Source organism: Mycobacterium sp. NGS41, from assembly GCF_059812725.1.
Genome location: NZ_JCALDF010000010.1, coordinates 57,463 through 78,705, shown reverse-complemented (window position 1 = coordinate 78,705; position 21,243 = coordinate 57,463). Strand labels below are relative to the sequence as shown.

Sequence of the window (21,243 nt, the reverse complement as noted above, 5' to 3'; positions counted from 1 at the left end):
CACGCTCAACGCCGACGATTCACGGCCAAAGCCGACGATTCACGTCCCCGGGATCGGGCGTGAGTGTACGGCTTTCGTTGTGAAGCTACGGCTTTCGGTGTGCATGTAGGGCGGGATTCAGAGCAGATCGCCGCCCAGGTTTCACGCTCAACGCCGACGCTTCACGCCCAACGCCGACGATTCACGCGCAAACCCGAGCCGCAAACGCAACGCCGAACCCGTGCCGCAAACCCGAGCCGCAAACCCAACGCCGAACCCGAGCCGCAAAACCCAACGCCGACGCCCAAGCCCACTAGAAAGTGCTAGTGGGCCGCACCCGGTTCGCCATGTCGACCAGTGTGTAGCGGTGCCGCTGCGTCGGCGCCACCCTGGCCAGGCTGCGCAGCGACGCCTCGACGCCCAATCGCAGACCGTGGTCGGTGAACGGGAAGCCGAGGATGTGGTTGGTGCTGGCCTCATTGTCCTGCAGCCAGTCCATCGCGCCGCCCAGCACCAGCGCACGGATCTGCAGCACGCGCGGTTCGGTCGACGGCAGCGCTTCCACGCGGCGCGCGGCGTCGCGGATCTGGTCCTCGGAGATCTCGCTCGTCGACCGTCCGGACAGCAGCGTCACCGCACTAGTCAGCCGTGCGGTGGTGAAATGCCTTGAGGTAGCTGGTACTTCGTCGAGGGTACGCACCGCGCCGGCCCGATCCCCTTCGGCCGAAAGAGTTCTGGCCAATCCGAAGGCCGCCGATATCACGCCGTCGTCGGTACCCCACACCGTTTGGTAGAACTTGCGTTCGTCCGTGTAGCCGGCCAGCTCTGCGGTGGCGGCCAGCGCCAGTTTTGGCGCCAGCTCGCCGGGGAAGGTGTCCAGCACCTCCGTGAAATGTTTGATCGCCGAGTCGTAATCCCCGGTGAGCAGTTGCGCGACCGCCCGATACCAGACCAGCCGCCACCGCCAGCCCACACGCTCGGCCAGGTCGTCGAGTTTCCGGGTGGCCTTGACCACGTCGCCCAGGTCCAGCAACGCGCGAACTTCCATCAGCGGCAGCTCGATCGACTCCGACACGTCGGTGCCTTCGGCGTCCAAACTGCCGTGCCGGGCCGCGCGCAGCGAGTCCAGCGTCTGCACCGGCTGGGAGAGCACCGTCGCCTGCAGCACCGGCGCGGCGACGTCGGTCGGGTCAACCAGCGGAACCTGCAGCGCCGTCACGATTTCCTTGGCGGTCAGCTTCTCCGAATGCACCTGGCCGTCCAGATACACGTCGGTGTGCGCGACCAGCAGGTCGACTCCGAATGTCGAGCGGCTCGGGCTGAAGACCGTCGACAGTCCCGGCCGGGGCAACCCTGTGTCGCAGGCGACCACCTCGCGCAGCACGCCCATCAACTGCGCCGACATCTCCTCGGCGGTGCTGAACCGCCGCCGCGGGTCGGGGTCGATGGCGCGCCGCAGCAGGCGGCCGAAGGAGTCGTAGCGGGCCAGCACCGGGTCGTCGTCGGGCAGCCCGTCCACGTAGCGGCCATTGCGGGTGCGCAGATTCAGCGTCAAAGCCGCGAGAGTGCGTCCCACGGTGTAGATGTCGGTGGCCACGGTCGGGCCGGTCCGCACGATCTCCGGCGCCTGGAACCCGGGCGTGCCGTAGAGGTAGCCGAACGAGTTGACCCGCGACACCGCGCCCAGGTCGATCAGCTTGAGTTGCTCCTCGGTGAGCATGATGTTCTCCGGCTTCAGGTCGTTGTAGACCAGGCCGATGGAGTGCAGATAGGTCAACGCCGGCAGGATTTCCAGCAGGTAGGCGATCGCCTCGGCGACCGGCAGCGTCTCGCCCTTGCCCTGCTTGAGCGACTGCCCGCCGATGTACTCCATGACGATGTAGCCGACGGGATCTCCGTGCCGGTCGACGTGCTCGACGAAGTTGAAGATCTGCACGATCGACGGGTGCACCACCTCGGCGAGGAACTGCCGTTCGGCCATCGCGATCGCCTGCGCCTCGGCGTCGCCGGAATGCACCAGTCCTTTGAGCACGACCGGACGGTCGTTGACGTTGTGGTCGACCGCGAGGTACACCCAGCCCAGGCCGCCGTGTGCGATGCAGCCCTTGATCTCGTACTGTCCGGCGATGATGTCGCCCGGACTCAGCTGTGGCACGAATGTATACGGGCTGCCGCAGTACGGGCACCACCCCTCCGATGTCCCCCGACCAGGCGAACCCTCGCTGCCGGACCGTCCCACCGGCCGTCCGCAGTTCCAGCAGAACCGTTTGGACTCCGGGACAACCGGATTGGTCATCAGCGCCTTGAGCGGATCGATGTCCGAGACCCGCGGGATCTCTACCAGGCCGCCGCCGAGGTGTCTGACCGGCTGCAGCACCCGCGTGGCACTCGTCATCCGGTCTTGCGGCTCGGTGTCCCTGGTCCCGACTGTGATGTGCGGGAACTCGTCGTCGTCATCGTCGAAATCGGGCCGGAACAGCGCTTGGGTGGCCTGAGGACGGTGCGGGTCCCCCCCGGTGCCTTGAGTGGCTTGCGTGGCCGGCATCTCGTCCGACTGACTGGTCGCGCTTCCGGCTGCCTGCTCTTGCACTTCCGAGCTCTCTTGCGCGGTGTTTTCGGGGCGGTCGGCCATCAGTCCACGTACCTTGGCGTAGGCGGCATGGGTGCCGGACCGAGTACCGTTAACCACTTGCGGTACAACGTATTCCACGTCCCGTCGCGACGGATGCGTTCGAGTGTGCCGTTGACGAACCGGACCAGTCCGGTGTTTTCCCGGTTGATCCCCACGCCATAGGGCTGGGTGGCCATATTCGGCCCGACGATGTGCAGGTTCGGGTCTTCTTCGACCAGCCCGGCCAGAATCGAATCGTCGGTGCTGACGGCGTCGATCTCCCGTTGCTGCATTGCCACCAGGCAGTCAGCCCAGTTCACTACCGACACGATGGTGGGCGGGGGCGCGATCTCGCGGATCCGGCCCTCCGACGTGGTGCCCCGCGCGACGCAGACCCGCTTGCCGGACAGGTCGGATGCCTTGGTGATCGTCGAATCACGCGGGGCGAGGATGCGCTGGTTGGCGTCGAGGTACACGGTGGAGAAGTTCACCGCCTCGCGCCGTTTGCAGGTGATGGTCATGGTCTTGACGACGAGGTCGACCTGCGAGTTTTGCAAGGCGGTAATGCGCTCCGCCGACGACAGGATGCGGTACTCGACGTGCGACGGGGCACCGAAGATGTCGCGCGCGATCTCGCCGGCGATGTCGACGTCGAAACCGGTGATCTCACCGGTGATCGGGTCGCGGAAGCTGAACAGGTTGCTGCCGATGTCGAGTCCGACGATCAGCCTGCCGCGCCCGCGGATATCGGCCACCGCCGCGTCGGCCTCCGCCTTGGTGGGGAAGGGGCGCAGGCTGGCAGTCGGATTGCAATCCTCACCGGAGGTGTCTGCCGGCCGCGGCGGCTCCGGCGGCATCGTTTGCATCCCGACCGGCGTGGGCAGCGACAGGGTCGGGACCGGCGCCACTTTCGGCGGTTCCGGGTGGACGCAACCGGTCAGCACGACCGACGCGGCGAGTATTGCGAGGGGATATGACGCCCGCCGGACCCCAAGCAGGCGCGTCATCATCGGTACTCTTTCAGCCGCGGCCACAGACCCAGGGCGACCGCGAGGGCCGCGCCCAAACTGAGCACCACGCTGCCGACCTGGGCGCCGGCCAGCCCGCTGCGGGCGTTGAGCACGTCGTTGCGCAGCTGGGTGCGGCTTTCGTCCATCGCTTTGGTCAGCGCCTCGTCGAGCCTGTCGAAAGCGGGAGTGGAATCGTCCAGGCCCTTACCCAACGCGACCTGAGTCGCCGCCCGGTAGTTGCCGACCGACATGTACGCGTTGATCCGGTCGTTGGCCTGCCGCCAGCGGATCAGCAGCTGGTCGGCGCCTTGCAGGTCGGGCTTGTCGATCGCGTCGCTGCGCGACATGTATCCGTCGATCTGTTGGTGCATGGTTTCGATGCGCTGAGAGAACTCTTGCTTGCGGATCTCTTCATCGCCGCGCCGAATCAGCGACAGCGTCTCGTCGGCCCGGGCCTGCTGGGCGGTGATCGCCACGTTGGTCACAGTCTTGAGCGACTCGGCGGCGGTGTCCTTGGCGCGCTTACTGGCCGTCGTCGAAATCGTCAATGCCGTTCCGACCCATACCACCATCACGACAATACCCAGGGCGCCGACTACCAGGCCGGGGTTGATTCGGCGCCTGGTACGCAGGGCCAGCCACCGATGGGAGAACACGCCGAAGACCATCGTGCTGAAGACGACGAGGATCACCGGTGCCGGGAAATGTGTGGATGCGGTGGTCTCGCTATCCACCCGGTGTGACGTCTCCTGGTAGAGCCGCTGCGCGTCGGGCAGGATCTTCCCTTGCATCAGCCCCGATGCCTCCGACAGGTACGACGAACCGACCGGGTTGCCGGCCCGGTTGTTGGTACGCGCGATTTCGATAAGCCCGGTATACACGGCCAATTCGGCGTTGATCCGGCCCAGTAGTTGCACCATCGGCTCTTCGGTCAGCCCGCTGGACGCCCGGGTCACCGCCACCGCTGCTTCGGTGATCGCCTGCTCGTAGCGCTGCCGGACCGAACTCGGTTCGGGTTGGGCGATGAACGCGGTCGCCGCGGCCGCGTCGGCGATTGACAGCGTGGTGTAGAGCCGTCCGGCGGCGAACGACAGCGGCTCGGTGTGGTTGAGCACTGTGGTCAGCACTTGCTGACGGTGATTGACCGTGGTCGACGTGGCGAACGCGCTGGACACACCCAGAGCCGCCAGCACGATGCCGATGGTCAAGATGAGCCCCGGCGTCGTCGCGACGAACCACCAGCGTGGGTGAGCGGGTTCGGCAGGCGACCTCGACCCCAGCGGCTCAGTCGACGGGTGCGCCAGCTCAACCGTCACGTCTGCTCGGACCTCATCTCTCGGCTATTCACGAAGCTGTATGGAGCCAATTCGGCGTATAAGCGAATTCTAAGAGAATGTTCGCGTCGATGGGGGGAGGCCGACGCAATTTGCCTTGCCTCTTGATCTCTTGTCCCCGCCGCCGCCGACACGTAATCCGCGCACACGACACGCCGGCTGGGTTCGCACTGGTTTAAGTCTCGACGAACGTGATACCAGGCTTCGCCCACCTGTTTGGTTCGCCCTGGGATCCCGCCCGCATATCCTGAACTGGTGCGTGGCGACGGTGACGGATGGGTGATCTCCGACAGCGGCATCCACTACTGGGGCAGATATGGTGCGGCCGGATTGTTGCTGCGAGCGCCGCGGTCCGACGGCACGCCCGCAGTACTGCTGCAGCATCGGGCGGTGTGGAGTCATCAGGGCGGCACCTGGGGGTTGCCGGGTGGCGCCCGCGACAGCCACGAGTCGCCGGAGGAGACCGCGGTCCGCGAAGCGCACGAGGAAGCCGGACTCCTGGCCGAGCGGTTCGTCGTGCGGGCGACGATGGAAACGACTGAAGTGTTCGGGCGGGACGGCACCCGGTGGAGCTACACCACGGTGATCGCCGATGCCGACGAAGAGCTACACACCCTGCCCAACCGGGAAAGCGCCGAGTTGCGCTGGGTCGGCGAGGACAAGGTGGCCGACCTGCCATTGCACCCCGGATTCGCCGCCAGTTGGCCGCGGTTGCGCACGGCGCTGGCGACCGTGCCGCTCGACACCGGCGACTAACGGCGCGGCAGCGGCCACCCGCGCAGCTGAGTCCCCGGATCAGCTCGCTGCTGCAAGCGCTGAACTGAGCCGTTCGGCCGCTGCGCGGGGATCCTCGGCCGCGGTGATTGCGCGCACCACCACGATCCGGCGGGCGCCGGCATCCAGCACGTCGGGCAGCCGGTGTGCGTCGATTCCGCCGATCGCGAACCAGGGTTTGCCAGTGCTCAGCTCCGCTTCCAACCGAGCAGCTTCCCGTACCAGCGGTAGGCCCGCTGCCTCGCGGCCAGGCTTGGTAGGGGTGGGCCAGCAGGGGCCGACGCAGAAATAGTCGGCATCAGACGCGGCGGCCCCCAAGGCTTGAGCCACCTGACCCGGGTCGTGGGTGGACAAGCCGATCACGGTGTCCGGACCGACGATCTCCCGCGCCATCGCCAGCGGCAGGTCGCCCTGTCCGAGGTGCAGCACGTCCGCCCGAGCCGCGCGGGCAATGTCGGCGCGGTCGTTGACCGCGAACAGGGCGCCGTGCCGGCGGGCGGCGTCCGCGAGGACTTCGCACGCAGCCAGCTCGTCGCGCGCCTCCAGCGAGCCGAACCGCTGCTCACCGACCGAACCCTTGTCGCGCAGCTGGATGATGTCGACGCCCCCGGCCAGGGCCGCATCGGCGAATTCGGCCAAGTCGCCGCGTTCCCGGCGGGCATCGGTGCACAGGTACAGGCGCGCTTGCTCGAGTCGGGGAGCAAGACGTTCGTGCACACCGCGACGGTAGCGCGCTAGCGTGGAACCCTGTAGGCACGGGAGTCCCGGCGAACGGGGACTGAGAGTGGGCGCGGCCGCCCTTACCGTCACACCTGATCCGGGTCATGCCGGCGAAGGGAGCGAGGATGCAGTCTCTGGCCGTTATCGGCGGCGGCGTCATTGGGCTGGCGGTCGCCCGGCGCGCGGCCCGGGACGGATGGTCCGTTCGGGTGCACCGCACCGGCGAGCGGGGCGCCTCCTGGGTAGCCGGGGGGATGCTGGCCCCGCACAGCGAAGGGTGGCCGGGCGAGGAACGGTTGCTGAGGCTCGGACTGGAGTCGCTGCGGCTGTGGCGCGAGGGCGGCTTCCTGGAGGGGCTGCCGCCCGAAGTGATCACCGCCCGCGAGTCGCTGGTAGTGGCCGTGGACCAGGCCGACGTCGCAGACTTGCACACCGTCGCCGAGTGGCTGTCTGAACAGGGGCACCCGGTGATTTGGGAGTCGGCCGCGCGAGACGTCGAACCGCTGCTGGCACAGGGCATCCGGCACGGCTTTCGCGCGCCTACCGAACTGGCGGTGGACAACCGCGCGGTGCTCGACGCGTTGTCGATGGACTGCGAGCGCCTTGGCGTCCGGTGGGCGGGGCCGGTCGACGACCTTTCTTTCCTCGACGACGACGCGGTGGTAATTGCCAACGGTATTGACGCACCGGCACTCTGGCCCGGGCTGCCGGTACGCCCGGTGAAAGGCGAAGTACTACGGCTGCGCTGGCGAAAGGGCTGTATGCCGTTGCTGCAGAGGGTAATTCGTGCCAGAGTGCACGGACGCCAGGTGTATCTGGTGCCGCGGTCCGACGGCGTGGTGGTGGGCGCCACCCAGTACGAACACGGCCGCGACACCGCGCCCGTCGTGTCCGGGGTGCGTGATCTGCTCGACGATGCGTGTGCGGTGCTGCCGGCGCTTGGTGAATACGAGCTGGCCGAGTGCGCCGCCGGGCTGCGCCCGATGACGCCCGATAATCTGCCAATCGTGCAACGCCTGGACGCACGGATCCTGGTCGCCGCCGGTCACGGCCGCTCGGGATTTCTGTTGGCACCGTGGACGGCCGAACAGATCATGTCCGAACTCGCTCCGGTAGGGGTGCACCGATGATCGTGTTGGTCAACGAGAAACAGGTCGAGGTCGACGACCAGACAACCGTCGCGGCACTGCTGGAGTCGTTGGGCTTTCCGGAGCGGGGTATCGCCGTGGCGCTGGATCACGCACTGTTGCCGCGATCTGACTGGACGACAACGCTTTTTGGGCTTTTTGGCCTTTCTGGCCACGCTGGGCCTATACGACTCGAGGTGGTGACGGCGGTGCAGGGTGGCTAGGTCTGACGTGTCCCACTCCTCAGCGGGCCATGCTGGCCCGCATCGTCGCGGGACGGAAACCAAGCTGACGATCGGTGACCGCAGCTTCGCCTCACGGCTCATCATGGGTACCGGCGGAGCGACCAACCTAGCGGTGCTGGAAGAGGCGCTCACCGCGTCGGGAACCGAGCTGACCACCGTCGCGATCCGCCGGGTCGACTCCGAAGGCGGAACCGGACTGCTCGATCTGCTCAACCGGCTGGGCATCACGCCGCTGCCCAACACCGCGGGGTGTCGCAGTGCCGCCGAGGCAGTGCTCACCGCCCAGCTGGCCCGCGAGGCACTGAACACGAATTGGGTCAAGCTCGAAGTCATCGCCGACGAACGCACCCTGCTTCCCGATGCCGTCGAATTGGTGCGCGCGGCAGAACAATTGGTGGACGACGGATTCGTGGTCCTGCCGTACACCAACGACGACCCGGCGTTGGCGCGCCGGTTGGAGGACACCGGTTGCGCAGCCGTGATGCCGCTGGGTGCGCCGATCGGCACCGGTCTTGGTATCACCAACCCGCACAACATCGAGATGATTGTGGCCCGGGCCGGCGTTCCGGTGGTGCTCGATGCGGGGATCGGCACTGCGAGCGACGCGGCTCTGGCGATGGAATTGGGTTGCGACGCTGTGTTGTTGGCCACTGCGGTGACCCGGGCCGCCGACCCGCCGGCCATGGCCGCGGCGATGGCCGCTGCCGTCACCGCGGGCTATCTGGCGCGTCGGGCAGGACGGATCCCGAAGCGTTTTTGGGCGCAGGCATCCAGCCCAGACCGATGAAACGCTATGTAGCCCTGGGTAGTTCGATGGCGGCCGGTCCCGGAATTCGGCCGCGCGCTGCCGGGTCGCCGTGGCGAGCGGGCCGATCGGTGCACAACTATGCGCACCTAATCGCCGAACACTTGAGCCTCGATCTGACCGACGTCACCTATTCCGGTGCGACCACCGCCCACATACTCACCGATCGCCAGCACGGGGTGCCGCCGCAGATCGCGGCGCTGGACGGTTCGGAGAGCCTGGTGACGGTCACCATCGGCGGCAACGACGTCGGCTACATTCCGTTGCTGATGGCCGCAGCGTTACCGCGCCTGGCGCGGCGCCTGCCCCTGCTCGGTGATCGGATACGCGAACTGCTGGACCGCGACATGCGTGACCAGGCGTTGGCCCAGGTGTTCGATTCGTTGTGTGCGGTCGGCCGGGCGTTGCGTCAGAGCGCCCCGGATGCGCGGGTTCTGTTTGTGGACTACCTGACCGTGTTGCCGCCCGCAGGCGAGCCCGCCCCGCCGCTATCGGAAGCCGATGCCGACCTGGGCCGCCACCTGGCCGCCGCACTCGAAGCCCGCACAGCCGAAGCCGCTAGGGCAACGGACTGCGAGGTCGTCCAGGCCGGGGCGGCCAGCAGAGACCACCACGCCTGGTCCGCTAATCCCTGGACGACGAGATCCGGTGTGCCTCTTCCGTATCGGCCGGCGCCGCTGCATCCCAACGCTGCCGGGATGCGCGCGGTGGCGGAGTTGATTTCCGCGCAGATCTGAAAGGTGCCGAGCAGACGCAAAAGCCCCCGCACGCACGGCGTGTCGGGGGCTTCTGCGTCTGCTCGGTCTAGTGAGCTCAGCCGTTGGTGCGCCACCACTGGTAGAGCGCCGCGGTGTCACCGTTGGATGCGCGGATAAGGCTCATCACGTTTTTGGCGTCGGTGGTCCAGATGACCTCGGCCTGGCTCTGATAGGTCCCGCATGCAACCTGTCCCGCCGCCTCGTTGGAGCTGCCCAGGTGCCAGGTGGTGGGCGACTTGGCGTCTCCGCAATTGGTCAGCGTGTCGGAGCCGATGCTGCTGGTAAACGAACTGGACATGTCGGCGCTGTTGTTGAACAGCAAATACTTGGCAAAGACTGGCCCGCTGGGGTCGGAGTTTTGTCCGCACTGCATGACGGCGAGCACACCGCTGGGAGGCGTCTGGGAAGTGCAGTTGCTGGTGGTGTAGCCCTTGGACAGATTGGCGGCGAGCGTGTCATTGGGGTCTGCGTTCGCGGTGGCAGTGCCGAGGCAGGCAAAGCTGCCCATGAGCACTGCAGCCGTTGCGGCTCGCAGCGCGTTGGTGAGATGAGACATCTTTGACTCCTTACGGTTGACGGGCCCGCGGTGCAGATGTGCTGACTCCAGGAGTGTATTTGCCCCTCTGACCGGAAGCAGGGCCTTTTCTAAAGGCATCGTAGGGCTATGTCCTGGTAATACAACATATTCCGCTAGAAATTATCTGTCTGGGAATTAATCGTGGAATGTCCACACCAGGCTTGTTCGGCCGAGAAACCAAGGAAGTCAACATAATTCATGCTGAGTTTGCTTATGCGCGGGGAGATCGTCACAAACGGCGTCAGCGGTCCCTGTCACACCGCCAGGCCAATGCCGCAACGGGATTTGTGATTAAGGATGCCGCCATGACAACGCTCGGGTATGGTAAGCACCGTTTCACGCCAGCTAGCTTCTAATGACCGGAGAATCCATGACACAACAACCACCACAGCCCGGGTACCCGCCGCAGCCGCCGCCCGGGCAGATGCCGGACAACTACCTGGTGTGGTCCATTCTGGTGACGTTGTTCTGTTTCCCGATCACCGGCATTGTGGCGATCGTCAAGTCCAGCCAGGTCAACGGATTGTGGGTACAGGGTCAGTACGCCGAGGCGCAGGCGGCCGCCGACGCCGCGAAGAAATGGGTGAAGTGGACGGTCATCGCCTGGGTCATCTTGGTGGTTGCCATCGTGGCGCTGAACGTGTTGCTGTTAGCGGTCGCTTCGAATTCCAACGCGATGCTCGCGGCGATGCTCTAAGCAGGGCGCACTCATGGTGACCCGCCAAGGGTTGATGCCCCGGAGTCTGGGCGCGCCACTGCTGGTGGCCGCATCGGCGACGTTGGCGTGTGCCGCCATCTGGCTGGGTGATCCGACCACCCCGCACGGTCCGCTGCCGGTATGCCCGACGAAGGCTCTGCTGGGTATCGACTGTCCCGGCTGCGGCAGCCTGCGGATGTTGTATTCACTCATGCACGGCAATCTGCTGGCCGCCGCCAGGTTTAACGCTCTGGGCCTGGTGGCGGTGGCGCTGTTGGTGTGGGCGTACCTGGCTTGGACTTACGGCCGCCTGCAGGGCCGGCGGATCACCAGTTGGCAGCACCAGCGCTGGGCGGCGGCGGTGACACTGGTGCTGACGGTGGCGTGGTTTGTGGTGCGCAACATTCCGTTTCCGCCATTCAGCGGATTGTTTGTCTGAGCGTGTCTGAGCCAGGGCTATCAGGGGTGGGTCCCGAACGGCTAACCTTGGGCGCGATGCTGAACAAATCAAAGACGCCGGCGCTGCTCGCCGTGGTCGCTCTCACTTTGTTTCTGACCGGCTGCCTCCATGGGAAAGAGAAGGCGACGGATCCGAATGGCGATCCGGCCGCCGCCCAGTTCGCCTCCGCGTTGCGCGACAAAGTTACGACCGACGCGATGATGAAGCATCTGTCGAAGCTGCAGGACATCGCCAACGCTAACAACGGCACCCGCGCGGTGGGTACCGACGGGTATAAAGCCAGCGTCGATTATGTGGTGAAGGTGTTGCGCGACAGTGGTTTTGACGTGCAAACGCCTGAGTTTTCCGCCAAAGTGTTCCACGCCGAAAAGGGCTCGCTTGCGGTGGGCGGTAAGACCTTGGAGGCGCGTGCGCTCGAGTTCAGTCTCGGTACTCCACCGGAAGGGGTAACCGGTCCGCTGGTGGCCGCGCCCGCCGACGACAGCCCCGGCTGCACGGCGTCCGATTACGACGGGCTGCCGGCGAAAGGGGCGGTGGTGCTGGTCAATCGCGGCAAGTGCCATTTTTCGGAGAAGGAGGAGGCGGCGGTGCAGCGCGGCGCCGTGGGCATGGTCGTCGTCGACGACCGCGACGAGGAACGCATGGGCGGCACGTTGGGGGCCAACACCGATGTCAAGATCCCGGTGGTCGGCGTCACCAAGTCTGACGGGATGCTGCTGCGCGGACTGGCCGGCCCGGCCACCATCAAGGTCGACGCGAAAAGCCAAAACATCACAGCCAACAACATCATCGCGCAGACCAAGACGGGGTCGACCAACGACGTGGTGATGCTCGGCGCGCATCTGGATAGCGTGCCTGCGGGACCAGGCATCAACGACAACGGCTCCGGGGTAGCCGCGGTCCTGGAAACCGCGGTGCAACTGGGCAATTCGCCGCACGTGCACAACGCGGTGCGGTTCGGCTTCTGGGGTGCAGAGGAACTCGGACTGATCGGGTCGCGGAACTACGTCGAGTCACTGGACCTCGACGCGCTCAAACACATTGCGCTGTACATGAACTTCGACATGATCGCCTCGCCCAACCCAGGCTATTTCACGTATGACGGGGACCAATCGCTGCCGGCCAAGGATCGCGGCCAACCGGTGGTACCGGAAGGCTCGGCCGGCATCGAACGCACGTTTGTCGCCTACCTGAAGGCAGCCGGCAAGACCGCGCAAGACACCGGGTTCGACGGCCGTTCCGACTACGACGGCTTCACCCTGGCCGGTATCCCATCGGGCGGCCTGTTCTCTGGCGCCGAAAACAAGAAGTCCGAAGAGCAGGCCAAGCTGTGGGGCGGGGCCGCGGGCGAGCCGTTCGATCCCAACTATCACCAAAAAGGTGACACTCTCGAACACATTGACCGCAACTCCTTGGGTATCCAAGGCGGCGGCGTGGCCTGCGTGGTGGGGCTGTACGCGCAGAATCTCAGCGGGCGAAATGGCGTTCCGGTAATGGAGGACCGTACGCGGCACGTGCTCGACAAGCCATGATGCCGGCGATAGTCCGGGGCCTGTGCGCGGTGCTGCTGGCAACTGGGCTGCTGGCGGGGTGTTCGTCGCAGCGGCTCGGGCCACCGCCGGCGGCGCCGGATCTGGGTCATGCGTTGGCCGCAAAAGTGACCGCGGACCGGATGTTCACCCACCTGCACGCGCTGCAGGATATCGCCAACGCCAACAAAGGGAACCGCGCGCAGGGCACACCGGGCTTCGACGCGAGCGTCGACTACGTGGCGAAGGCGTTGCGTGCCAGAGGTTTCGACGTGTCGACGCCGCAATTCGAAAGGTTGTTCACCGTATCGCCCGGGAAGCCGTCGCTGACGGTCGCCGGTCGCAGCTATCAGGTGGACCAAGCGTCACTGCTGGTCCGGACGCCACCAGGAGGGGTGACCGGCCAGCCGGTCCGGCCCGTGCAGCCGTCCGGCTGCGAGCCCGCCGACTACTCGGCCGTGGTGCCGAAGGGTGCGATCGCAGTCGTCGACGACAGCCGCTGCTCGGTGGTGGTCAAACAGGACAGCGCGAGGGCCCGCGGCGCCGTAGCGCTCGTCGTCATCAGTCAGCCCAACGGTGCGGGGGCTCCGCGGACGCTGTTCAACCCCGGGTACTACAACGAGCTGACCCTGCCCGTCGCGGTCGTCGGGGCCAGCGGTGGCGCCGCGCTGGGGCGCGCCGGCGCACCGGTCAGACTGGTGCTGGACGCCGAGACCCGCAAGGTCACCTCGCGAAACGTGCTGGCGCAGACCAAAACCGGCAAGGCGGACGAGGTGGTGATGGTCGGCACGCATCTCGACAGCGCGCGTGACAGTCCGGGCGTCAACAACGGCGGGTCCGGGGTGGCCGCGGTGCTGGAAACTGCGCTGCAGATGGGCCCGTTGGCGCCAGTGACCAACACGGTTCGTTTCGTTTTCTGGGGAGCCGCGGAGGACGGGCTCAACGGCGCGATGGATTATGTCTTCGGCTTGGACCGCGAACGACTCAACGACATCGCCCTGTACCTGAACTTCGACATGCTGGGTTCCCCGAACGCCGGCTTTTTCACCGACGACGGCGATCAGTCCGGTCCGCCGGGGTCCGGTGTGGCGGCTTCGGATGTGCCCGAAGGCTCCGCCGGCATCGAGCGCACCTTGGCCGGCTATTTGAACTTGGCCGGGAAGCGGCCGGCCGACATGCCATTGAACACCAGGACCGATTACCATCCGTTTCTGGTCGCGGGTGTGCCGATCGGGGGCATGAACACCGGCGCCTCGAACCCGAAAACCACAGTGCAGGCACGGCTCTGGGGCGGCCAGGCCGGGGTCTGGTTCGACCCGAACTACCAGAGCCCCCGTGACACCGTCGACAACATCGATCGGGAAGCGTTGGCGGTCATGGGTTCTGGGTTGGCCTTCGCGGTGGGCAGCTACGCGGAGTCGATCAAAGGAGTCAACGGAGTGCCACCCCGCGACAAGCGGCATCGCCCCCGGATGCCGTGAGCTGCTCGGGCCCCGTGGCCGGATCGTGCCGTCTCTGTTGGCTGCTGCATTGGTTTGTGCCACCGGCGTCAAGCGTTCGTTCTAAGATGGGGTTCCTTAGTTTGCTGGGCAAGCCGTCGGGACGGGGTTGGTCAATGAATAGCCGCGCGCGGAAGCAACGTCGGTTGCGGGACGGTCGTTCTCGTGCGGCAATCGGTGTGCGAGCGGCGTTCGCCTGCACCGCGGCCACACTCGTGGTGGCAGGATGCACCACTTTCGTCGACGGGCGCGCACTGTCGATGCTCAACGACCCGTTCCGGGTCGGGGGCCTGCCGGCGACCAACGGGCCGAGCGGCGCCCGCTCGAACGCACCCGCCCCGACTGGCACGGTGGTCAACACCAACAACGGGCCGATCGACAAGTTGTCGCTGCTATCCCTCAACGACATCGAGGAGTTCTGGAAGGCGAACTACAACGGATCGCTGAAAGGATCTTTCAAGCCGCTCGACAAGTACGTCTCCTACGACTCCACCAGCCCGAGAAGCCCGATCATCTGCCACAACCAGACCTACAAGATGCCCAACGCCTTCTACACCTCGCGTTGCAACTTGATCGCCTGGGACCGCGGTGACTTCATGCTCGCCGCGCAAAAGTATTTCGGCGATATGTCCGTCAATGGTGTGTTGGCGCACGAGTTCGGGCACGCCCTGCAATACATGGCCAAATTGGTGAACAGAACTACCAAGACCATCGTCAAGGAGCAGCAAGCCGATTGCTTCGCCGGCGTCTACCTGTTCAATGTGGCAGATGGCAAGTCGAAGCGCTTCACGCTGAGCACGGCTGACGGCCTCGACCATGTGCTGGCGGGAGTCATCACGACCCGTGACCCCGTAATGGACTCCGATACGCCGAACGACGACGAACACGGATCGGCACTCGACCGGGTCAGTGCCTTCCAGATGGGGTTCATCACGGGCACCGAGGCCTGCGCGAAGATCGACATGAAGGAAATCGAGCAGCGCCGCGGCGACCTGCCGAAGACTTTGCGGCGAGACTCCAACGGGGACGAGGAGACCGGTGAGGTCCCGATCAACGAAGACACTTTATCGACGCTGATGGAGCTCTTGGGCAAGGTCTTCTCGCCCAAGCAAGCGCCCACGTTGTCCTACAAGCCGGCCGACTGCTCTGATGCGAAGGCCAGCCCGCCGGCGTCCTACTGTCCGGCCACCAACACCATCACGGTCGACCTACCCTCGCTGGCTGCGTTGGCGAAGGTCGCCGGCATGAAGCAGCACTCGCTGCCGCAGGGCGACGACACCGCCCTGTCGATCGTGATGTCGCGATACGCACTGGCCGTACAGCATGAACGCGGTCTACCGATGCAGAGTCCGTGGACCGCGCTGCGCACCGCCTGCCTGACGGGTGTCGTACACCGGAAGATGGCCGAACCCATCGAGCTGCCTTCCCAGAAGTCGCTTTTGCTGACGGCGGGTGATCTCGACGAGGCCGTTTCCGGGCTGCTGACCAACCGCCTGGTCGCCAGCGACGCCGACGGTTCTACCGTGCCGGCCGGATTCACTCGGATAGCGGCGTTTCGCGGTGGGGTGGTCGGCAATATGGATGCGTGCTACTCGCGGTATCCCGGATAGCTACCCGTCACGGGTGTCGGGCGATCTCCGGGTGCGGAACGTAGTGCGCCGGCTCCGTGGGTTCGTGGTAGTTGTGAACCCACATCACCAGAAACCCGGTGACCAGCATCCAACCGATGGCAACGACAGGAATAGCCCAGAGCCGGCGGACCAGCACCGCGTTGCCGCACTGCGCGACGAACTCCTGACCGTGGGTCTCGGCGGCCTGGCCGATTTCGGAGTTGAATCCGTTGCCGCAGTTGATCCTGATGCCGTACATGTCGTAGTGACTGAGGTAGACCGGGTACAGCAAGGCGGCCAGGCCAAGGCCCGCCAGTAGCACCCCGGCGATTCCGATGTACATCTGACGATGAGTCATAGCTTCTCCTGGATGTTAACTACAGATTCAACCACCCGCGCTCACGTCATGCAGACGTTCGCAAACAGCAGGACCGGCCACGACACGATCGAACCCAGGAAGGACACCGCCATGTCGGCGCCGTGCATTTGGTTCAAATGCTCGGTATGCGTTGACGACCAGATGGTGCCGATCAGCAGATACGGTGTGCCGATCACCAATCCGATGATGATGAGCTGGCCAATAGTGACCTCGTAGTCGAGCACCTGGCGAACTTTCTGCAGCATGTGCGTCCTTTCGGCTGGCGCCATCGGAGGCCGTCATGGGTCTGCGGAATCTTGGAGCGAGTCCGTCGACTCCTCATTATGTTAATGGAGATTCCGGCAGTGCGAAAGGTTGCCCCAGGTTTGGGAGGCTTTCGTCGGGGCTATGGTGAAGCGGTGTCGACGCCAGCGGTCCCGACCGGCTTACCAGAGGTAGCCGGGATTCGGCGGCGGCCAAAGGACCGCAAGGCGCAGATCGCCCGCGCGTCTGCTGTGGCCTTCAGCGCGCAGGGGTATCACGCGGTCAGCATGGAAACCATTGCCGCCAAGGTCGGGATTTCGGCGGCCGCGCTGTACCGGCACTATGAGGGCAAATACGACCTCTTCCGCGCCGCCGTCCTGCTCCTGAGCCAGCAACTCCTCGACTGCACCGACATCGAGGAAATAGACGACCCCGCGGCGATGCTGGATCAACTGATTGCCGCTCTCGTCGACCTCACCCTGGACAACCGCGACTCCGGCGGCTTGTACCGCTGGCAGGCCCGCTATCTGCGGGCCGAGGACCAGGCGACGCTGACCGATCAGCTCAAGTCGGTGAATCGGCGAATTCAGAAGCCGCTGACGAAGCTTCGGCCGACGTTGGTGTCCACCCAGCGGTGGGTGCTGTCGGCGGCGGTGCTCAGCGTGATCGGCAGCATCGTCGACCACGGGGCCCGGCTGCCTGCCGACGAGATTCGTGCGCTGCTGGCCGAAGCCGCCTCGGCGCTCCTCGGCGCCGAGCTGCCGCAGCCAGGAGATGTCTTTCCCCGCCCGGTGTCGTGGCGCCTATTCGCCGAGGATGCCGGCGTCTACGAAGCGTTGCTGCATGCCTCGATGGCCCTGTTCAAGGAACGGGGCTATTCGGAGACCAGCATGGCGCAGATCGCCAAGGCTGCCGGTGTGCCGGTGTCTGGGATCTACCGCCATTTCTCCGGTAAGTGCGAGATCCTGGCGACCGGATTGCGCCGCGCGGCCGACCGGGTCTCCGGGCAGCTGTCGCCGGTTCTGGGCGCGCTCACCGAGCCCCGCCCGGCGTTGACCCTGCTGATCGATGCTTACGTGGCAACGTCGTTCGCGAACCCGGAGCTGGCCGCCGTCTACTACACCGAGCGAATGAACCTGACACCGGCCGACCAGAAGCTGCTGCACAACGTCCAGCAGTCGACGATCGACTCGTGGGTGCGGCTGCTGACGGCGGCGCGGCCGGCGCTGCCGCCGATGCAGGCGCGGTTTCTGGTGCACGCGGCGATGGCACTGGTGGTCGACCTGGGCCGCATGGTGAACCCGGATGGCACAGCGGACGAGTCGGCCTACACCCAGGCGTGTGTGCGGAAGCTGATGGAGCTTACGCTGTTCGGCGACGACCCAGCCGCTAGAGAAGACGCAACGCCGCTTCGACAGCAAGACCGGCGACGTCGAGGGTCTTCGACCCCAAATCGTGCCGCGCGCCGGTAATCTCGACGATCTCGGTCGGTGCGGCGATCAGCTCCGCGGCAGCGCGCACCTCTGCCGGCGTCCCGAACGGGTCCGACGTGCCGTGGGTGAACACGGTGGGCACCGTGATGTCCGGCAGGTGCTCGGTGCGGCCACGTTCCGGCTTTCCTGGCGGATGGACCGGATAGGAGAACAACGTCAGGACATCGATTGCTGCTTCGTGGGCGGCTACCACCATGGACGTCTGCCGGCCACCGTAGGAATGGCCACCGGCGATCAGTGGGCCGTCGCCAAGCGTGCGGCACAACGCGATCGCCTCGACGATGCCCGCCCGGTCGGCGGCCGCCGAACCTGACGGCGGACCTTTCGGTCGGCGCCGGCGATAGGGCAGGTTGTAGCGCACCGCCAGCCAGCCGCGGCGTGCCCATTCGTCGCAAACCTGTTGCAGCAGTTTAGAATCGCGGTTACCGCCGGCGCCGTGGGTCAGCACGACTACGCCACGGGGGACACCATCAGGTTCGTGCACGACACCTGCGATCTCGTCGAGAATCACAAGCCCAGCCGGAACAGTGGGGACACCGGGCCGTGGCCATGACCCAGGGGGTAGGCGGCGCGTAGCGATTCGGTGACCCATCGCTTCCCGAAAGCGACCGCGGCGGGCACGGTGTGCCCGTGCGCAAGCGCACATGCCACTGCGCTTGCCAGCGTGTCACCACCACCGTGGTCGTTGCCGGTGACTATCCGTTGCGCGTCGAACTCGTAGAAGTCGGTCCCGTCATAGAGCAGGTCGCAGCTGTGCTGCGACGACCGCAGGTGCCCGCCCTTGACCAGTACCCACCGCGGGCCCAGCGCATGCAGGGCTTTCGCCGCGTCGCGCTGCGATGTCGAGTCGGCAACCTCGATATCGACGATCAGTCGCACCTCGTCCAGGTTCGGCGTTACCAGCGTGGCCAGCGGAAACAGTTGGCCGCGAAGCGAATCCAGGGCCGACGGGGCCATCAGCGCGTCTCCGTGCATGGACGCGCACACCGGGTCGACGACCAGCGGAACCGTCAATTCGAGCCGACGCCAGGTGGCGGCGACCGCTGCGATGATGCTCGACGACGCCAGCATGCCGGTCTTGGCGGCCTGGATGCCGATATCGCCGACGACGGCTTCCATCTGGCCGGCGACCACATCGTCGGGCACCTCGTGAAAGCCTTTGACTCCCATCGTGTTCTGCACGGTGACCGCAGTGACGGCGACGCACGCGTGCACACCGAGCAACGCCATCGTGCGCATGTCGGCCTGGATGCCCGCGCCGCCTCCGGAGTCCGACCCCGCGATGGTCAGCACCCGCAGCGGCGTGCTGCCCGCCGGCGGTAGCGGCAGGAAACTCACTGGGTCAGAGGCAGGTACACCCGGTTGCCGTGCTCGGCGAACTCGCGTGACTTGTCCTGCATGGCGGCCTCGATCGCCTCCTCGCTATCGAGGCCGTGTTTGGCGGCGTAGTCCCGCACATCCTGGGTGATCCGCATCGAGCAGAACTTCGGCCCGCACATGGAGCAGAAGTGCGCTGTCTTGGCGGGTTCGGCCGGAAGCGTCTCGTCGTGGTATTCCCGTGCCGTGTCCGGGTCCAGCGACAATGCGAACTGGTCGTTCCAGCGGAACTCGAAACGTGCCGTGCTCAACGCGTCGTCGCGCTCCTGCGCTCGCGGATGACCCTTGGCAAGGTCGGCTGAATGCGCGGCGATCTTGTAGGCGATCACCCCGTCCTTGACGTCCTTGCGATCCGGCAGCCCCAGGTGCTCCTTCGGGGTGACGTAGCACAGCATGGCGGTACCGGCCTGGGCGATGATGGCTGCGCCGATCGCCGAGGTGATGTGGTCGTAGGCCGGCGCGATGTCGGTGGCCAGCGGACCCAGCGTGTAGAAGGGCGCTTCCTCGCACAGCTCCTCTTCCAGCCGCACGTTTTCCACGATCTTGTGCATCGGGATATGCCCGGGGCCCTCGATCATCACCTGTGCCCCACGGGATTTCGCGATCGCGGTCAGTTCGCCCAGGGTGCGCAGCTCGGCAAACTGCGCGGCGTCGTTGGCGTCGGCGATCGACCCCGGCCGCAGTCCGTCGCCGAGTGAGAAGGTGACGTCGTAGCGTGCGAAGATGTCGCAGAGCTCGTCAAAGTTGGTGTACAGGAACGACTCCTGATGATGGGCCAGGCACCAGGCCGCCATGATCGACCCGCCGCGGCTGACAATGCCGGTGACCCGCTTGGCGGTCAGCGGCACATACCGCAGCAGCACCCCGGCGTGCACGGTCATGTAGTCCACGCCCTGCTCGCACTGCTCGATCACGGTGTCGCGGTAGATCTCCCACGTCAGCTCGGTTGGATCGCCCTTGACTTTCTCCAGCGCTTGGTAGATCGGCACCGTGCCGACCGGCACAGGCGAATTGCGCAGGATCCACTCGCGGGTTTCGTGGATGTTCTTGCCGGTGGACAGGTCCATGATGGTGTCGGCACCCCAGCGGGTGGCCCAGACCATCTTGTCGACCTCCTCGGCGATCGACGACGTGACCGCCGAGTTGCCGATGTTCGCGTTGACCTTGACCGCGAAGGCCTTACCGATGATCATCGGCTCGATCTCGGGATGGTTGTGGTTGGCCGGAATGACCGCGCGGCCGCGGGCGACCTCGTCGCGCACCAACTCCGCGGGCATGTCTTCGCGGGCGGCGATGAAAGCCATCTCGGCGGTGATCTCGCCGGTGCGGGCGCGCTGCAGCTGAGTGCCGCGGTCGCGGACCAGCCCGGGTCGCGGCGGCAACCCGGCCGCCAAGTCGATCACCGGATCGGAATCGGTGTACGGCCCGGAGGTGTCGTAAAGGTCGAAGTTGTCGCCGGTGGAAAGGTGCACCCGCCGGAACGGCACGCGCAGACGCACCCCGTCCGGGCCCGACACGTCGCGGTACGACTTGCTGCTACCCGCGATCGGTCCGGTGGTCACCTCGGGGCCGACGGTCTCGACGGTCTCGACGGTCTTGGAAAGAACATCAGTCATTTCATCTCCCTACGCCGGCATTACCCGGTCAGGTTCCTACGGTCGACGGCCCCGAGCCGTCCTCTCAGCGCACTCGGCGTGCGCTCCCGCGTGGTTTGGTTGGGCTCTCTTGATCGCCCGGCTCCTCCTCGGATCGTCCCCTGGCCGACGCTGGGGCCCCGATGCGATCCGCATTGTCGCCGAGCTGTACTCCATTGCCCGGCTCCTCCTCGGATCGCGATGCGATCCGCATTGTCGCCGAGCTGTCACCCACGCTAGCGCAGCAGCGCTGCGATGGCGATCAGGCAACTTGAGAACTACTGGGATCTTCGCTCTGCTAGTAGCCCGTCCCGTCGCAGAGTGGGATGATTCAAAACGTGCAACAGTCGGCGAAGGAAGGCGCACCCACCGAGCGCGACCA

20 protein-coding genes, 1 pseudogene and 2 riboswitches are annotated in these 21,243 nt (G+C 65.8%); of the genes and pseudogenes, 11 read left to right on the top strand and 10 right to left on the bottom strand.

From position 1 onward, the window contains the following. Positions 1–292: 292 nt before the first annotated feature. The 3 genes from AC5Y21_RS12055 to glnX all read right to left on the bottom strand — a co-directional run bounded on the left by AC5Y21_RS12055 (position 293) and on the right by glnX (position 4,916). Complete coding sequence (locus AC5Y21_RS12055; protein WP_499912665.1) at positions 293–2,524, bottom strand: serine/threonine-protein kinase PknG; 2,232 nt, start codon at positions 2,522–2,524, stop codon at positions 293–295. 86 nt (positions 2,525–2,610) lie between these two features. Continuing rightward, positions 2,611–3,597 (bottom strand): glutamate ABC transporter substrate-binding protein, encoded by a 987-nt coding sequence (locus AC5Y21_RS12050; protein WP_499912515.1) that lies wholly within the window; start codon positions 3,595–3,597, stop codon positions 2,611–2,613. Then, positions 3,597–4,916 carry a protein kinase G-activating protein GlnX gene (glnX, locus tag AC5Y21_RS12045; protein ID WP_499912514.1) on the bottom strand — a complete coding sequence of 440 codons (1,320 nt, stop codon included), beginning with the start codon at positions 4,914–4,916 and terminating at the stop codon, positions 3,597–3,599. Before glnX ends, AC5Y21_RS12050 begins: the two co-directional genes overlap by 1 nt. A gap of 273 nt (positions 4,917–5,189) precedes the next feature. Between glnX and AC5Y21_RS12040 the strand changes: the two are divergent. After that, positions 5,190–5,687, top strand: a pseudogene (locus tag AC5Y21_RS12040) (NUDIX hydrolase); the annotation flags it as partial. A gap of 42 nt (positions 5,688–5,729) precedes the next feature. Here AC5Y21_RS12040 and thiE read toward each other — a convergent pair. Beyond that, positions 5,730–6,425, bottom strand: coding sequence for a thiamine phosphate synthase (thiE, locus tag AC5Y21_RS12035; protein ID WP_499912511.1), 696 nt, complete (start codon positions 6,423–6,425; stop codon positions 5,730–5,732). Positions 6,426–6,453: 28 nt separating this feature from the next. Beyond that, positions 6,454–6,564, top strand: a riboswitch (TPP riboswitch). On the opposite strand from thiE, the gene thiO reads away from it, so the two are divergent. The 4 genes from thiO to AC5Y21_RS12015 all read left to right on the top strand — a co-directional run bounded on the left by thiO (position 6,554) and on the right by AC5Y21_RS12015 (position 9,342). Then, positions 6,554–7,558, top strand: a complete 1,005-nt coding sequence (gene thiO / locus AC5Y21_RS12030) for a glycine oxidase ThiO (protein WP_499912510.1) — start codon at positions 6,554–6,556, stop codon at positions 7,556–7,558. (Overlaps the previous riboswitch by 11 nt.) Further along, a complete protein-coding gene (gene thiS / locus AC5Y21_RS12025) occupies positions 7,555–7,779 on the top strand; it encodes a sulfur carrier protein ThiS (protein WP_499912508.1) in 225 nt (74 codons plus the stop codon). The genes thiO and thiS overlap by 4 nt, the downstream gene beginning before the upstream one ends. Before the next feature lie 103 nt (positions 7,780–7,882). Next, positions 7,883–8,587, top strand: a complete 705-nt coding sequence (locus AC5Y21_RS12020; RefSeq protein WP_499912663.1) for a thiazole synthase — start codon at positions 7,883–7,885, stop codon at positions 8,585–8,587. Further along, positions 8,584–9,342 carry an SGNH/GDSL hydrolase family protein gene (locus tag AC5Y21_RS12015; protein ID WP_499912506.1) on the top strand — a complete coding sequence of 253 codons (759 nt, stop codon included), beginning with the start codon at positions 8,584–8,586 and terminating at the stop codon, positions 9,340–9,342. The genes AC5Y21_RS12020 and AC5Y21_RS12015 overlap by 4 nt, the downstream gene beginning before the upstream one ends. A gap of 76 nt (positions 9,343–9,418) precedes the next feature. Here AC5Y21_RS12015 and AC5Y21_RS12010 read toward each other — a convergent pair whose 3' ends face one another. Next, positions 9,419–9,919, bottom strand: a complete 501-nt coding sequence (locus tag AC5Y21_RS12010) for a serine/threonine protein kinase (RefSeq protein WP_499912504.1) — start codon at positions 9,917–9,919, stop codon at positions 9,419–9,421. Between the two features lie 391 nt (positions 9,920–10,310). On the opposite strand from AC5Y21_RS12010, the gene AC5Y21_RS12005 reads away from it, so the two are divergent. The 5 genes from AC5Y21_RS12005 (at position 10,311) to AC5Y21_RS11985 (ending at position 15,735) form a co-directional block, all read left to right on the top strand. After that, positions 10,311–10,637, top strand: coding sequence for a CD225/dispanin family protein (locus AC5Y21_RS12005; RefSeq protein ID WP_499912502.1), 327 nt, complete (start codon positions 10,311–10,313; stop codon positions 10,635–10,637). A gap of 13 nt (positions 10,638–10,650) precedes the next feature. Further along, on the top strand, positions 10,651–11,076 hold the full coding sequence (locus tag AC5Y21_RS12000) for a DUF2752 domain-containing protein (protein ID WP_499912500.1): 426 nt from the start codon (positions 10,651–10,653) through the stop codon (positions 11,074–11,076). A gap of 56 nt (positions 11,077–11,132) precedes the next feature. Next, complete coding sequence (locus tag AC5Y21_RS11995; protein WP_499912498.1) at positions 11,133–12,629, top strand: M28 family metallopeptidase; 1,497 nt, start codon at positions 11,133–11,135, stop codon at positions 12,627–12,629. After that, complete coding sequence (locus AC5Y21_RS11990) at positions 12,626–14,107, top strand: M28 family peptidase (protein ID WP_499912496.1); 1,482 nt, start codon at positions 12,626–12,628, stop codon at positions 14,105–14,107. Before AC5Y21_RS11995 ends, AC5Y21_RS11990 begins: the two co-directional genes overlap by 4 nt. A 134-nt stretch (positions 14,108–14,241) precedes the next feature. Further along, complete coding sequence (locus tag AC5Y21_RS11985; protein ID WP_499912495.1) at positions 14,242–15,735, top strand: neutral zinc metallopeptidase; 1,494 nt, start codon at positions 14,242–14,244, stop codon at positions 15,733–15,735. A gap of 7 nt (positions 15,736–15,742) precedes the next feature. Here the strand turns inward: AC5Y21_RS11985 and AC5Y21_RS11980 are convergent, their stop codons facing one another. Next, positions 15,743–16,093, bottom strand: coding sequence for a hypothetical protein (locus AC5Y21_RS11980; protein ID WP_499912493.1), 351 nt, complete (start codon positions 16,091–16,093; stop codon positions 15,743–15,745). Between the two features lie 41 nt (positions 16,094–16,134). After that, a complete protein-coding gene (locus AC5Y21_RS11975; RefSeq protein ID WP_499912491.1) occupies positions 16,135–16,359 on the bottom strand; it encodes a hypothetical protein in 225 nt (74 codons plus the stop codon). 198 nt (positions 16,360–16,557) lie between these two features. Here AC5Y21_RS11975 and AC5Y21_RS11970 point away from each other — a divergent pair, with 198 nt between their 5' ends. Continuing rightward, positions 16,558–17,829, top strand: coding sequence for a TetR/AcrR family transcriptional regulator (locus AC5Y21_RS11970; RefSeq protein ID WP_499912661.1), 1,272 nt, complete (start codon positions 16,558–16,560; stop codon positions 17,827–17,829). Here the strand turns inward: AC5Y21_RS11970 and AC5Y21_RS11965 are convergent. The 3 genes from AC5Y21_RS11965 to thiC form a co-directional block, all read right to left on the bottom strand. After that, positions 17,747–18,361, bottom strand: a complete 615-nt coding sequence (locus AC5Y21_RS11965) for an alpha/beta hydrolase family protein (RefSeq protein WP_499912489.1) — start codon at positions 18,359–18,361, stop codon at positions 17,747–17,749. The two genes, AC5Y21_RS11970 and AC5Y21_RS11965, sit on opposite strands and share 83 nt — an antisense overlap. Further along, on the bottom strand, positions 18,358–19,188 hold the full coding sequence (gene thiD, locus AC5Y21_RS11960; protein WP_499912488.1) for a bifunctional hydroxymethylpyrimidine kinase/phosphomethylpyrimidine kinase: 831 nt from the start codon (positions 19,186–19,188) through the stop codon (positions 18,358–18,360). The genes AC5Y21_RS11965 and thiD overlap by 4 nt, the downstream gene beginning before the upstream one ends. Further along, entirely contained in the window at positions 19,185–20,843 is a 1,659-nt protein-coding gene (thiC, locus tag AC5Y21_RS11955) for a phosphomethylpyrimidine synthase ThiC (RefSeq protein WP_499912486.1), read from the bottom strand. Before thiC ends, thiD begins: the two co-directional genes overlap by 4 nt. Next, positions 20,833–20,943, bottom strand: a riboswitch (TPP riboswitch). Its footprint overlaps the gene before it by 11 nt. Positions 20,944–21,243 lie beyond the last annotated feature (300 nt).